The organism is Streptomyces sp. NPDC057565, from assembly GCF_042801455.1.
Taxonomy (GTDB): Bacteria; Actinomycetota; Actinomycetes; order Streptomycetales; family Streptomycetaceae; genus Streptomyces; species Streptomyces yanii.
On the sequence record NZ_JBHVFU010000001.1, the window covers coordinates 191387 to 204451 of the forward strand.

Below are 13065 nucleotides of genomic sequence, written 5' to 3' on the forward strand. Positions count from 1 at the left end.
TTTCTTCTCTGGAGGGGAACGATCCGCCCGCTCATCCCTTCACCGCGCCCACCGTCAGACCGCTGATGATGTGGCGCTGCATGTAGATGAAGAAGATGATCACGGGCGCGACGGCGAGCAGAAGGTTGGGGAACACCTTCGTCAGATCGGTGGAGTACTGGCTGATGCCCGCGTAGATCGCCGTCGTCACCGTGTAGCGACCGGACGACGGGCTGAGCAGGATCTGGGGCGAGATGAAGTCGTTCCAGATCCCGATGGAGTTGAGGATCAGGACGGTGACGACCGCCGGACGCATCAGCGGGAAGATGATGGTCCAGAACGTCCGGTAGCGGCCCGCGCCGTCGATTGTCGCCGCATGGTCGATGTCCACCGGGATCGTGCGGATGAAGCCCACGAACAGGAAGATGCTGACCGGCAGCGTCGAGGCCACGTCGTGCGCGACCAGACCGGTCACGGTGTTGGCGAGACCGACCTCGCGCAGTACGTAGATCACCGGGATGATCACGGCTGCGCCGGGGATGAACGTGCCGGCCAGGAAGTACAGCAGCACCAGCTGTGTCCGCTTCTTGAGGCTGCGCGCGATCGCGTACGCCGCCGGTCCCGCCAGCGCGATGCACAGTACGTCCACGGTGACGACGAGGAACAGCGTGAAGCCGTAGCCGCCGATGACGTTGTACTGCGGATTGCTGATGGCGGCGGACATGTGCTCGAAGGTCAGACCGCTCAGGGGGATCGAGAACGGGCTGTCGAGGATGTCCTGCTGTGACTTGAAGGCGTTCACGACGAGCAGGTACACCGGCACGATCATGACGACGGACAGCAGGCCGAGGAGCACCCAGCGAAGCGGCGAGCGGGACTCCCGCTGTTCCGTCAGAGAGACCTCCGGGGCGGAAACCGGTGCGGTCCGCGGTCTGTCGTGGACCTTTGGTTCAGTGACGACCACCATCGGCTCCTAACCGGTCGCAGCTTGGTCCTGGCGGTTGCGCAGCGCGGTCACGACGAGGGCGAGCACGGCGGAGACGACCATCAGGAAGACCGCCTGGGCCGTTGCGTAACCGACCTTGGTGCCCTCGAAGGACCGGGCGAGAATGAGATAGGTGAAGGTCTGTGTCGAGCCGGCCGGACCGCCGCCGGTGAGGCTGACCACGATGTCGTACGCCCTCAGCAGGCCGACCAGGTTCAGTACGGTCGCCACGGTGACCACGGGCGCGATCAACGGGATCACGATGCGCAGATTGATCTGCCGCCTGCTGGCGCCGTCGATTGCCGCGGCCTCCAGGAGCTCCGCCGGGACGGTCTGCAGGGCGGCCACGAACAGGACGACGTTGAAGCCGAATCCGGCCCACACGATGACACCGATCAGCGTGTACAGCGCGAACTTTTCGTCGAAGAGAAAGCCGATCGGCTCCATGCCGAACTTGGCGAGGGTGTTGTTGACCGCACCGTTCGTGCCGAGGATCGCGGCCCACAGATAGCCGAGGATCAACGCGCTGATCACGTGCGGGAAGTAGGCGACGGCGCGGAAGAACGAGTTCGTACGCGACCGGCCCTTGAGGATCAGTGCGTACACCAGGCCCGCGCCGATCATCAGGGCGGTGCCGAGCAAGGCGATCAGCGCGGTCACGTACCAGGCGTCCGTCGAACTCGGGTCGTCGAAGAGATGCTTGTAGTTCTCCCACCCGATGAGCTTCGCGGTGGAGAAGCCGTCCCAGTCCGTGAAGCTGAGGTAGATCGCCACGCCCACGGGCACGATCGTCAGCACCGTGTACAGGAGCACGGCCGGGCCCATCATGCCGAACGTGACGGCCGCCTCGCGGAAGCGGGCCCGCCTGCGGCCGGAGCCGGGGGCCGCCGGGGCGGCGACGGAACGCCGCCCCGGCGGCGTCAGTTCTGCGAGTTCCACCACTTGTCCAATCCGCCCGCGGCATCCTTCGCGGAGGTGCCCGTGTACAGGGACTGGATCTGCTTGTTGAGCTCGTCGCTGAACCCGGCGATCGGCTGGTTCTCACCGGACTTCACGAGCACCGACGGCGTCTTGTCGAGGATCTTCTGCACCGCGGTGCCGAGGCTGGACACCGGGTAGCTGAAGCCCGTGCGCAGATTGCCGTCAGCGGCGAGCTGGCTCTTGATCGCCTCCTTGTCGGTGACCAGCCACTTCACGAATTCGATCGCCTCGGCCTTGTGGTGCGACTGGTTGACCACCGTGTAGGGGTTCGAGACGTTGCCGAACTGGCCGGACGGGTAGGCGCCGTCGGTCGGCATCGTGAAGACACCGATCTCGTCGCTCTTCTTCGCCGCGTCCGCCGCAGGCACGAAGAAGGAACCCATCATGTACATCGCCGACTTGCCGTTGAGGAAGGCCGTCTGCCCGTCGGCGTACGTCAGCCCCAGCGCGCTCTTCTCGAGGTACCCCTTGTCGATCCACTGCCCGTAGCGCTTCAGGTACGGCACATAGCCGCTGTCGGCGAAGGAGACCTTGCCGTCGTTGCGCTGCTTGATCCACTGCGGGTTCTCGGTGAGCACACCGGCGTCAGCCATCATCGAGAACTGCCCGCCCGTCACCCACTGGCCCGCGGTCTGCAGCGGCTTGTAGCCCGCGGACTTCAGACTGCTCATGGCGGCAGTGAACTGATCCAGCGTCTGGATCTTCGACGCGTCCACGCCGGCCTTCGCGAAGGCCGCCTTGTTGTAGAAGACCAGCGACTGGATCTGCTCGCCCACGCCGACCATGTACGTCTTGCCGCTGACGGCGTACTGGTCGACCAGCGGTGTGTCCTTCGTCCAGGCCTGGTCGGACAGGTCGGCGAAGAGCTTGGCCGTGTCGGGGGCCGGGATGATCTGCTGGGCGATGTCGGGCGGGTCGCCGGCGGCGAGGTCCTGAGTGAGCTTGGCGTCGGCCGAGATCGTCCCCGTCAGCTCCAGCTTCACCTTCACGCCGGGATGGCTCTTCTCGTACTTCGCGAAGAGGCCTTTCCAGTACTGCTCCGTCAGGTTCGGCGAGATGTTGACGATGATGCGGAGAGTCGTACCCTCCGCGGCCCCGTCGGACCCGCTTCCCCCGCAGGCGACGGCGGATGCCATCACGAGCGGAGCCACGGCGAGTGCGGAGGCTCGGTGCCACATGGTTCTCATCGGACACGCTCCATTGCATAGTCGTGAATAATCGATAGCTGACGTGCAAGTGCAGGCGTTCGTTCGAGTTCGGGAAGAAGGGGAAGGGGTGCCGCGTCCGAACGGTGCGGTCGGGTCCCGGTAGGCGCTCACAATAATCGCCTATCGATTACTGATGCTATGGGCGGCATCCCGCATGTTCAAGGGTGCTGCCGAAACCGCTTGCTCCCGTTCTCCCACTGCCCGAGCCGCGCACCTCAGCGGCAGGTCACGCGCGTCGAGCGCGTCGCCGCCGGTCTGCGCGAGGAGGTCCAGGATCTCCAGGACGTGGCAGGCCCTCACCCACCAGTAGGCGATTCCCTCACGGGGGCCAGGCGTTCACTCGTCGGCCCTGTCATGGATGCAACTCCTCGTCCTCCAAAAAGAGTTCGACCACGGGCAGCAGTACGTCGGGCCGCGAGGTGGGCAGGGTCAGGGTCAGGGTGCCCGGCGGCTGGCTCGGCGGGGCCAGGTTGTTGTGTTCGTGGCGGGCGCCGTCGACCTCGTGGAAGGCGATCTCCGAGCCGTCGTACAGCAGTTGGGCATAGCGCACCCGCCCGGCCAGGCCAGGGAGATGAAGGTGGTTGAACGGCCAGGCGAGCAGGTGCAGATAAAGGCGGCGGCCGCGCTGCGTGTACAGGGCGCTCGTCGGCGGCCGGAAGGAAGAGGGTCCCGCGCCGTGTACGGCGCGGGCGTGCAGGGCGCTCCACTCTCCGATGGCACGCAGGGTGTCGCGTGCCCGCTGATCGAGCGAACCCCGCCCGGTGGGGCCGACGTTGAGGATCAGATTTCCGCCACAGGAAACGGACTGGACCAGCATGCGGACCAACTGGGACGGGTCCTTGTAGTCGTGGTTGTCGCGGTCGTAGCCCCAGGACCCGTTGAGCGTATGGCATGCCTCCCACAGCACCGGCACGCCGTCGCGCTCCAGCGGCCGGTCGGGCTGGTACTGCTCGGGCGTCACATAGCCACCGGGTACGCCCAGCCGGTCGTTCACGAGGGTGTCGGGCTGCAGCTCACGGACCGTTTCGATGAGCTCTTTCGCCCCCCACTGCTCCGGCCCCATACCTGGATACGTGAAGTCGAAGAAGAGCAGGTCGACCTGTCCGTAGCCGGTGAGCAACTCACGTATCTGGCCTTGCATGTACGACCGGTAGCGCGCCAGGTCCTCCGCCTCCCGCCCACCCTCCGAGCCGCGCAGCGGATGGTGCTCGTCGACCGGGAAGCCGGGATGGTGCCAGTCGAGGAGTGAGTAGTAGAGGCCGACCCGCAGGCCCTCGGCGCGCATCGCCTCCACGAACTCGGCCACCAGGTCCCGGCCGGCCACGCGCACCGAGGTGTAGTCGGTCAGCGACGAGTCGAAGAGGCAGAATCCGTCGTGGTGCTTGGCGGTGAGCACGGCATAGCGCATCCCTGCTTGCCTTGCCGCCCGGGCGAGTTCCCGCGCGTCGAAGAGGTCGGGGTCGAACTGCTCCAGGTAACGGTCGTATGCCGCCTGGGACATGGCCTCCCGGCTGCGTACCCATTCGTGCCTCGCGGCGAGGCTGTACAGGCCGAAGTGAACGAACAGTCCGAAGCGCGCGGTCTCGAACCACCCGCCGGATGCAGTGGGCACGGAAGACTCCTGACGGATTGACAGCACTAATCGATAGGAGGTTATCTACCATCGATAGACGATGATGTCACTGGCGTTGCGTGCGGGGAGCGCGCGGAGAGGCACGTGAATGAACCCGAGCAGGGATCAAGGAACGTCGACGGCGGAGGAGACCCTGACCTACGAGTCGATGCGGTCTCCGGTCCACACCTCGTCGTTCCGGCGGCCGACACGGAGGATGGTGGAGGCACTTGAGGATGTGAGCGCGGCGACCGCCTGCGCGAAGCTGCACCAGATGGGCATCACCCGGACCTTCATCGACGGGCCCGTGCCGCTGCACCAGGAACCGGACGTCAAGATCACCGGAGGCGCGGTGACCCTGCAGTTCCTGCCGCAGCGCGAGGACGTCTTCAACGGTGCCGCACAGGAGGACATCGAGCGCAAGACCCCGCTGTGGGGGGTGCTGGAGTCGATCACACCCGGCGATGTGCTGGTGATCTCGGCGCAGGCGAGCCACTTCACCGGCTGTCTTGGCGACATGCTGGTGCGCTACTTCAAGCTGCGCGGTGGCGCCGGGATCGTTGTGGACGGGCGGGTGCGGGACGCGGCCCGGATCCGGGCCCTCGGCGTGCCGATCTGGTGTACCGGAGTCACCCCGCACTACGCCTCGCAGACGGAGCTCTTCCCGTCCGCGTTCAATGTGCCGGTGGGTGTCGGCGGCACATTGGTCACGCCGGGGGACCTGATCGTGGCCGACGAGGACGGCGCCGTGGTCGTACCGCAGGACTGTGCGGTCCCGCTGGCCGAGGAATCGCTCCTGCACCAGGACCGTGAGGCGTTCGCACGCCGCCGCCTCGACGAGGGCGGCCTGCTCTCCGACTACTACCCGCTCACCGGTGAAGGGCTGGACGAGTACCTGGCGAGCAGGCCCGCGACCTGACCGCTTGCAGGTTCTGTACGGGGACGGCTTCGTCCCCGTACAGATGGAGCAGGCGGCGCACCGGCCTCAACGGAATCCGTAGTAGAGGGAGTTGTGCACGGTGTCCGGAAGATAGAGCACGTCGTGACCGTCCGAGTCCCGCCGCACCGCGAGCCGGTCCGCGCTCACGCCCGGCGCGGCGGACTGCGCGGTCCAGGCCCCGTCCGCCGACTGCGTCGCGGCAAAGACCCGGTCGGTGCCCGAGGTGGTCACGTAGTAGATCCGCTTGGTGTCCACCTCGTCCCAGGTGATGCCGAGGGCGGCTGCGGTCTGTCCGCCGGCGTACACGGTCTTGCTGACCCAGTCGCTGCCGCTCGGATAGGCGTAGTACACGCGGAAGTTGCCGCCGCTGTCGGCCGAGCGGTAGCGGTAGGCGACCTTCGGGGTGGAGCCGTCGAGGGTGAGCTTGGCGCTCTGCACCGCAGGACCGGCGTACGCGTTGTCGATGCTCCACTCCTCGCCGGTGGTCAGCTGCTGGATCACGTCGGAGGTGTCGGGCGTCACCGGGACGGTGAGCGCCGCACCCGTACTGTCGGCGAAGGCGCCGGTCGCCGGGTCGAAGCGCAGGTAGGAGAGCTGGTGGCGGAACGCGGTCGCCGGCGCCTTGGCCCACTCGTACAGCAGGTGCACACGCCCCTCGCTGTCGACCGTCAGGTCGTCGGGGTACACGGAGCGGTTCAGCGCGCCGGCGAACGTGGCAACAACGCTCCAGCGCGCCCCTGCGTTGTCCCAGCGGTAGAGCTTTCCGGGGCGCTGATCGGCGCCGGCGCCGACACGGGCGGCCAGGTACAGATCGCCATTGGGCGCCGTGGCGACGATCGGATAGGTGATGCCCTGGCCCTGGTCGGGCAGTTCGGCCGCATGGTCGGTGACGTCCCTGCCGGGGGCCTCGGTACGGAAGTACCGCCAGGCGTCGGCGTGCATGGAGGCGAACACATGCAGACGTCCGTTGCCGTCCCGCGCGATGGACGGCTGGTTGTGGCCGTTGTCGTCAGGGAACTCCGCCTGCGCCCCGCTCCGGTCGAGCAGCGGCAGCAGACTCCAGACCCCGTCCGGGTCGCGCCGCGCGATGGCGGGCCGGTGCGTGGCGGCCGTCGAGCCCGGCTCGTTGAAGGCGAAGTACGTGTACTGGCCGCGTCCCTTGTACGTGGCGACCGGCGTCCACCAAGCGGCCTGGTTCGACGAGTCCATCGCGTACGGGACCTTCTCGGTCACCGCCGCCGCGGCTGCCCTGCTCTGCGCGGTGTCGGCCCGGGCGGCCGGGACGGGCGAGAGCAGGGCGGCCAGGGCCGTGGCCGAGGCGGTGTACGTGCGTACCGTGGGACGTCGCAAGATGAGCTCCTTCGCGGGTGCGTGCGCGGGCGTGGAGGTGACGCGGACGGCAGCGGCCCGAGGGCCGGCCGGCGCGGTCGTCGTGCGCGGTACGGAGCAGGGCCAGGCGAGGTTCGTGCGACGTTCGTCTGGCCCGGACTGCAGCGCTCGGCCTCAGCGCTTGATGAGCGCGGCGGCCTCCTCGCCGGCCTGCTTCATCGCGTCCTTCGGCTTCGACTTTCCGACGAGGACGGCCTGCACCTGCTTGGCGACGGCCTCCTCGATCTGGGCATTCTGCGCGAACTTCCAGAACGGGCTGCCGGTCGCCGTCTTGGTGATCTTCTCGGTCCACTCCGTGGTGAAGGTGTCCTTGGCGACCTCCGGGGCGGCCAGACCCGCGGTGGTGGACGGCGGCAGTGCGCGCGCGGCGAAGTACTCGGAGGTGGTGGCCTGGTCGGTGGTGGTGTGCAGCGCGAACTCGGTCGCCGCGTCCTGCCCCTTGCCCTTCACGATTGCGATCACGCCGCCCCACAGCAGCGCCTGCGGCGTGTCCCCGGCCTTGAGCACCGGACGCTCCATCGGCTGCATGGCGTTGGCCAGCGTCTTGTCCTTGGACTGGGCGGAGGTCACGCCCTTGCCGATGATCGCGTCGTCGTAGAAGGCGGCCTTGCCCTGCCCGAACAGGGCGCGCGCGTCGAAGCGGTCCACGTCGGCGGCGATCAGCTTCTCGTCGTGCAGCTTCTTGTACCAGGTGACCGCGTCGATCGAGGCGTCGTCGCCTATCGTGACCTTCCCACCGTCGAGCAGCTTGCAGCCGAAGGTCTGCATCCACGGGAAGATGTCCTTGAGCTGCGCGACCTTGGTGGCAGCGGCATACGGTACGACACCGCCGCCGAGCCCCTTCAGCTCCCGCAGTGCGGCCTCGAACTCCTCAATGGTGGTGGGGTGTTTCTTGATCTCGGCCTTCTCCAGGAGCTGGGAGTTGGCGATCACACCGATCGATCCGGTGTTCCACGGCAGCCCGTACTGCTTGCCGTCGTACTTGCCGCTGTTCAGCGCCACGTCGGTGTAGCCGCCCTTGCCGGCCACCGATCCGAGGTCGGCCAGCTTGCCCATCTGCGCCATCGCGGCGAGCCAGGCGATGTCGAGGTGCACCGCACCCGTCGTCTCCCCGCCGCCCAGCTTGAGGGTGAGCTGGCTCAGGTACTCGTTGTACGGGTACGAGACCGTGCGGATCGTGGACTTCTCGGCCTTCTCCCATGCCGCGATGATCTTCTCGATCGAGGGCTTGGCGGCCTCCTCGTTGAGCGACCAGGAGGTGAAGTCGAAGTTCTTGGACTTCGGGTCGCCGCCGTTGGACGTGCTGCCGGCGCCGGACGGTGCACAGGCGCCGAGGACACCGGCGCCGGCCACACCGAGCGCGCCGATGCCGAACATGCGCAGCGCGCCGCGCCGACTGATGCCAGAGGTGGTCATGATCTCTCCATGGGGGAGTAAGCGGGAGGGGAGGTACGTGAGGGCGCGGGCTGATCCCGCGGGTTCAGCTCTTGACCGAACCGGCGGTCATGCCGCCGACGAGGTAGCGCTGCAGGAACATGAAGGCGACGACCACCGGGATGGACACGATGAGCGAGGCCGCCATCAACTGGGGCCAGGCGGTCTGGAATTCGCCGATGTAGGTGGAGACGAGGCCGGGAGGCAGGGTCTGCTTCTCCTTGTCGGCCAGGGTCAGCGCGAAGATGAAGTCGTTCCAGCCGCGTACGAAGGCGAAGAGCCCGGCGGCGATCATCCCGGGCGCGGCCAGCGGCGCCACGATGGAGTGCAGCGTCCGCCACCGGGACGCGCCGTCGATGGAAGCCGCCTCCAGCAGGGCGTCCGGGATGGTGTCGAAGATGCCCTTCAGCATCCAGACGCACAGCGGCATGGTGAACGTGGTGAAGGAGAGCACCAGGGCGGTGTACGTGTTGAGCATGCCGAAGCTGGAGAAGACGGTGTACAGCGTCACCAGCAGGAGCGCCTGGGGGAACATCTGGGAGGCCAGCACCAGGTGCATCAGCGACCGGCGCCCGCGGTAGCGGAACTTGGAGAACGAGTAGCCCATGTACGTGGCGACGACCACGCTCAGCACGGCGGTGATCGAGGCCACGACAAGCGAGTTGATCATGTACTTGATCAGCTGGTCGTTCTCGGCGAGGGCCGTGAAGTTGCTGAGGGTGAGATCGGTGGGTATCAGCCTCGGCGGGAACTGGAAGGTCGACTCGGGGGTGCTCAGCGCGGTGGCGAGCAGCCAGTAGACCGGCAGCAGACCGAAGGCGCCGATGACGACAACCGCACTCCAGGCGGCGATCCGCGAGCGCAGCAGGTCCTTGCGTATACGGCGCCGAGCGCTGCACCCAGCCCGCGTGGCGGACGGCCGCGGCCGGTCGACGGCGGACAGCGCGGTGGAGGTGGTGGAGGTCATCAGGCGTCGCCCTTCCGCTCGGTGATCCTGAGGTAGACGGCGACGAGGAGCAGCAGGAGCAGCATCCACAGACCGCCCAGCGCGGTGGCCCGGCCGATGTCGAAGCCCTTGAAGGCGGTCTGGTACACGGCGGTCGCGAACGTCTCGGTGGTGCCGGCCGGTCCGCCGCCGGTGAGGACGTAGATGGTGTCGAAGTGCTGGAAGTTCCAGATGAACTCCAGCAGGAGCACAATCGAGGCGACACCGCGGACCTGCGGCCAGGTGACGGCGAAGAAGCGCCGGATCGAGCCCGCCCCGTCCATCGAGGCCGCCTCGTGCAGCTCCCTGGGCACGGTCTGCAGACCGGCCAGGAGCATCACCATCATCCAGGGGAAGCTGGCCCAGGCCTTGGTGACGATGACGGCGAGCATCGCGGTGCCGGGCCGGCCGAGCCAGGCGACGGACTCGTCGATGATTCCGGTCTTCATGAGGACGCCGTTGAGCACCCCGTAGTTTGCGTTGAAGATCCACATCCAGAGGAAGGAGACCACCACGCCCGGGATCACCCAGGGGAACAGGAACAAGCCGCGCAGGAAGCCGCTGCCCTTGAGGCCGGTGTTCAGCGCGAGCGCGAGCGCGAAGCCGAGCGCGAAGGGGACGAGCGTCGCGCCGACGGTGAAGATCAGCGTCTGCTTGAGGATCGTGAGGAAGTCGCCGTCCAGCCAGTATGTGAAGTTGTCCAGGCCGACGAACTCCCGGCCCGGCAGCCGCAGATCCTGCTTGAAGAAGCCGGTGAACAGCGCCGACAGCAGCGGGTAGACGATGATCGCCGCGAACAGGGCGAGTCCCGGTGCGGTCAGCAGCAGGGCGAACGCACCGTTGGAGAGCCGTCCGCCGGTCCGCCGACGGGGCGGGGGCGCCTTCTGGGGAGGTGCGGCCGTACTCATGGGTGTGTCCTCTCAAACGGGGCGGGAGCGCCGGGGCCCTGTGTGAACGCCATCCATGCTCCATTGAATACAAGTTGCAGCATGCGGGATCGTTCTCCATATCGTGCGATGGCGTCAACCCTTGGTCGGTGAATCGCCGGTTCTGTGCAGGGCCGGCGAACTCGCCCCACCTGCTCGGAACTTGAACTTCGGCTCGCGACAGCCAGGTCGGTGGCCGTAACCGGAACTTACAACGAATCCCACTGCCTGAACAGTAGTTGCACAATATGGATGTGATGTACGTTCAAGGCCGCTCCGCTGCGGCGGGGAGTATCCGAGCTTCACACCAAGGAGGCCGCACCGTGCGGGAAGAAGAGGTCCATTACGACATCGCCGTGATCGGCGGCGGATTGGCGGGGACCTGCGCGGCCATCGCCGCGGCCCGGCTCGGCCGACGCGTCGCCCTGGTCAACAACCGGCCCGTCCTGGGCGGCAACGCCAGCAGCGAGATCCGCGTCTGGGTCTGCGGCGCCACCGCACACGGCGTACACCGCTGGGCCCGCGAGACCGGAATCATGGGCGAGCTGTACACCGAGAACCAGTACCGCAACCCCGAGGGCAACCCCTACTACTGGGACCAGGTCGTCCTCGACGCCGTCCGTGCCGAACCGAACATCGATCTCTACCTCAACACCGACGTACGCGAGGTCGACGCGAGCGGCCCCGACGACAGCCGCGAGGTGCACTCCTGTACCGGCTGGATGGTGGGCTCGGAGCGCCGCATCACCTTCCATGCGCGCCAGTTCCTCGACTGCACCGGTGACGGCCTGCTCGGCCACCTCGCCGGCGCCCGCTACCGCATAGGCCGCGAGGCACAGACCGAGTTCGACGAGCCCTGGGCGCCGGCCGAGGCGGACCGGGCGCTGCTCGGCTCGACGATCCTCTTCCAGACCAGGGACACGGGTCGGCCGACGAAGTTCGTACCGCCCGCCTACGCCAAGGACCTGTCGACCACGCCCATCCTGCGCAACCGCATCCTGCGCACCGGGGACAACGGCTGCGACTACTGGTGGATCGAGTGGGGCGGCGAACTCGACACCGTCCACGACAACGAGCGCATCCGCGACGAGCTCCAGGCCGTGATCATGGGCGTCTGGGACCACATCAAGAACTCCGGCCAGTTCCCCGACGCGGCGAACCTCACCCTGGAATGGGTCGGCAGTCTCCCCGGCAAGCGCGAGTACCGCCGCTTCCTCGGCGACTACGTCCTCACTCAGCAGGACATCCTTCAGCAGCGTCAGTTCGCCGACCGGATCGCCTTCGGCGGTTGGTCCGTCGACCTCCACCCCGTGCAGGGCATGTACGCCGACGAGCCCGGCGCCCGCCAGCGATACGCGGACGGCATCTTCCACATCCCGTTGCGCTCCCTGTACTCGGCGAACGTCACGAACCTGCACTTCGCCGGGCGCAACATCTCCGCCACACACATCGCCTTCGGGGCCACCCGCGTCATGGCCACCTGCGCGACACTCGGCGAGGCTGCGGGCACCGCCGCGGCCCTGTGCGTCGCCGAGGGCCTCACGCCGCGAGAACTCGCCACCAAACGACCGGAACTGGTACGTCACACCCTGCTGCGACAGGACGCCTCCGTGATCGGCTTCGCCGACGACGACCCCGACAACCTGGCGCGCACGGCCCGCGTCACCGCCTCCTCCCACCTGACCCGTCTGGCCGCCGAACCCACACCGGCCGCGCCCGGCACCCCGTACCCCCTCACCCGCGACCTGGCCCTCCTGCTTCCGGTCGACCCGGCACTCGACACGGTCGACCTCCTCGTCCACGGCGCCCCGAACGGCCGGTCCCGCGAACTCACCGTGGAACTGTGGAGCACGGGCCACCCCGAAAACGCGGTCCCCGCCGACCACCTCCTCACGACCACTGTCACCGTCCCGTCCGAAGGCCCCCACTGGGTCACGGCCCGCCTTGACCACCACCCCGACACCCCCCGGAACGCGATCCTCATCGTCCGAGCCTGCGCGGAAACGGCCCTGATCCTCCTCCCCGAACGCACCGACGGTGTCCTCGCCCTGCGCAGGAAGGCCGAGGGAGACGCGGCCGTCGACCACGACATCCCGGAAGAAGACGGACAACTGGTCCTGGAATGGCAGGCCCGCGGTCTGCGCCGCCAGACCTTCGCCTTTCGGGCGGCCCCCGACACCACGGCATTCCACCCCGAACGGGCCGTAGGCGGATACCAACGCCCCTACGGCGGCCCGCACATGTGGTCCTCCGCGGGGGAGGGCGCCGCTGAGTGGCTCCGTCTCGACTGGCAATACGAGCAAGAACTCACCGAAACGCGCCTGGTGTTCGACGACGACGTCGACGAATACCTCAACAACCTGCACCGCCACCGAACCCCGTACGAGGTCATGCCTGAACTCGTACGCGACTACCGCATCCAGAGCCGCGACGCCGCCGGTACCTGGCACACACTCCTGACGGTGACGGACAACCGACGCCGCCACCGTGTACACGAACTGAAGGCCGCGGACGGCAGCCCCGTACGCACCGACGCACTACGGCTCGTGGTCGACGCGACGCACGGGGCACGGCACGCGCACGTGATCGCCTTCAAGGCGTACGGCGCATAGCCACATGGCGAAGG

The 13065-nt window shown here is 67.5% G+C and carries 10 protein-coding genes; 2 read left to right on the plus strand and 8 right to left on the minus strand.

What is annotated here, in order from left to right; all coding sequences use genetic code 11:
• Nucleotides 1-31: 31 nt before the first annotated feature.
• The 4 genes from ACFU8W_RS00835 to ACFU8W_RS00850 form a co-directional block, all read right to left on the minus strand.
• Nucleotides 32-946 carry a carbohydrate ABC transporter permease gene (locus ACFU8W_RS00835; protein WP_384030989.1) on the minus strand — a complete coding sequence of 305 codons (915 nt, stop codon included), beginning with the start codon at nucleotides 944-946 and terminating at the stop codon, nucleotides 32-34.
• Between the two features lie 6 nt (nucleotides 947-952).
• Nucleotides 953-1906, minus strand: coding sequence for a carbohydrate ABC transporter permease (locus tag ACFU8W_RS00840; RefSeq protein ID WP_384030991.1), 954 nt, complete (start codon nucleotides 1904-1906; stop codon nucleotides 953-955).
• Complete coding sequence (locus ACFU8W_RS00845) at nucleotides 1885-3132, minus strand: ABC transporter substrate-binding protein (protein ID WP_384030993.1); 1248 nt, start codon at nucleotides 3130-3132, stop codon at nucleotides 1885-1887. The genes ACFU8W_RS00840 and ACFU8W_RS00845 overlap by 22 nt, the downstream gene beginning before the upstream one ends.
• Before the next feature lie 373 nt (nucleotides 3133-3505).
• On the minus strand, nucleotides 3506-4765 hold the full coding sequence (locus ACFU8W_RS00850) for an alpha-L-fucosidase (protein ID WP_384030995.1): 1260 nt from the start codon (nucleotides 4763-4765) through the stop codon (nucleotides 3506-3508).
• Between the two features lie 109 nt (nucleotides 4766-4874).
• Here ACFU8W_RS00850 and ACFU8W_RS00855 point away from each other — a divergent pair, with 109 nt between their 5' ends.
• Nucleotides 4875-5684: a ribonuclease activity regulator RraA gene (locus tag ACFU8W_RS00855; RefSeq protein WP_384030997.1), complete on the plus strand. Its 810-nt coding sequence runs from the start codon at nucleotides 4875-4877 to the stop codon at nucleotides 5682-5684.
• Nucleotides 5685-5750: 66 nt separating this feature from the next.
• Here the strand turns inward: ACFU8W_RS00855 and ACFU8W_RS00860 are convergent, their stop codons facing one another.
• The 4 genes from ACFU8W_RS00860 to ACFU8W_RS00875 form a co-directional block, all read right to left on the minus strand.
• A complete protein-coding gene (locus ACFU8W_RS00860; RefSeq protein ID WP_384030999.1) occupies nucleotides 5751-7055 on the minus strand; it encodes a BNR-4 repeat-containing protein in 1305 nt (434 codons plus the stop codon).
• A 153-nt stretch (nucleotides 7056-7208) separates the two neighbouring features.
• Nucleotides 7209-8510 carry an extracellular solute-binding protein gene (locus ACFU8W_RS00865; protein ID WP_384031001.1) on the minus strand — a complete coding sequence of 434 codons (1302 nt, stop codon included), beginning with the start codon at nucleotides 8508-8510 and terminating at the stop codon, nucleotides 7209-7211.
• Nucleotides 8511-8574: 64 nt separating this feature from the next.
• Entirely contained in the window at nucleotides 8575-9495 is a 921-nt protein-coding gene (locus ACFU8W_RS00870; RefSeq protein ID WP_384031003.1) for a carbohydrate ABC transporter permease, read from the minus strand.
• Complete coding sequence (locus ACFU8W_RS00875; RefSeq protein ID WP_384031005.1) at nucleotides 9495-10421, minus strand: carbohydrate ABC transporter permease; 927 nt, start codon at nucleotides 10419-10421, stop codon at nucleotides 9495-9497. Before ACFU8W_RS00875 ends, ACFU8W_RS00870 begins: the two co-directional genes overlap by 1 nt.
• A gap of 341 nt (nucleotides 10422-10762) precedes the next feature.
• Between ACFU8W_RS00875 and ACFU8W_RS00880 the strand changes: the two genes are divergently transcribed.
• Nucleotides 10763-13051, plus strand: coding sequence for an FAD-dependent oxidoreductase (locus ACFU8W_RS00880; RefSeq protein ID WP_384031007.1), 2289 nt, complete (start codon nucleotides 10763-10765; stop codon nucleotides 13049-13051).
• The last annotated feature ends 14 nt before the right edge of the window (nucleotides 13052-13065 follow it).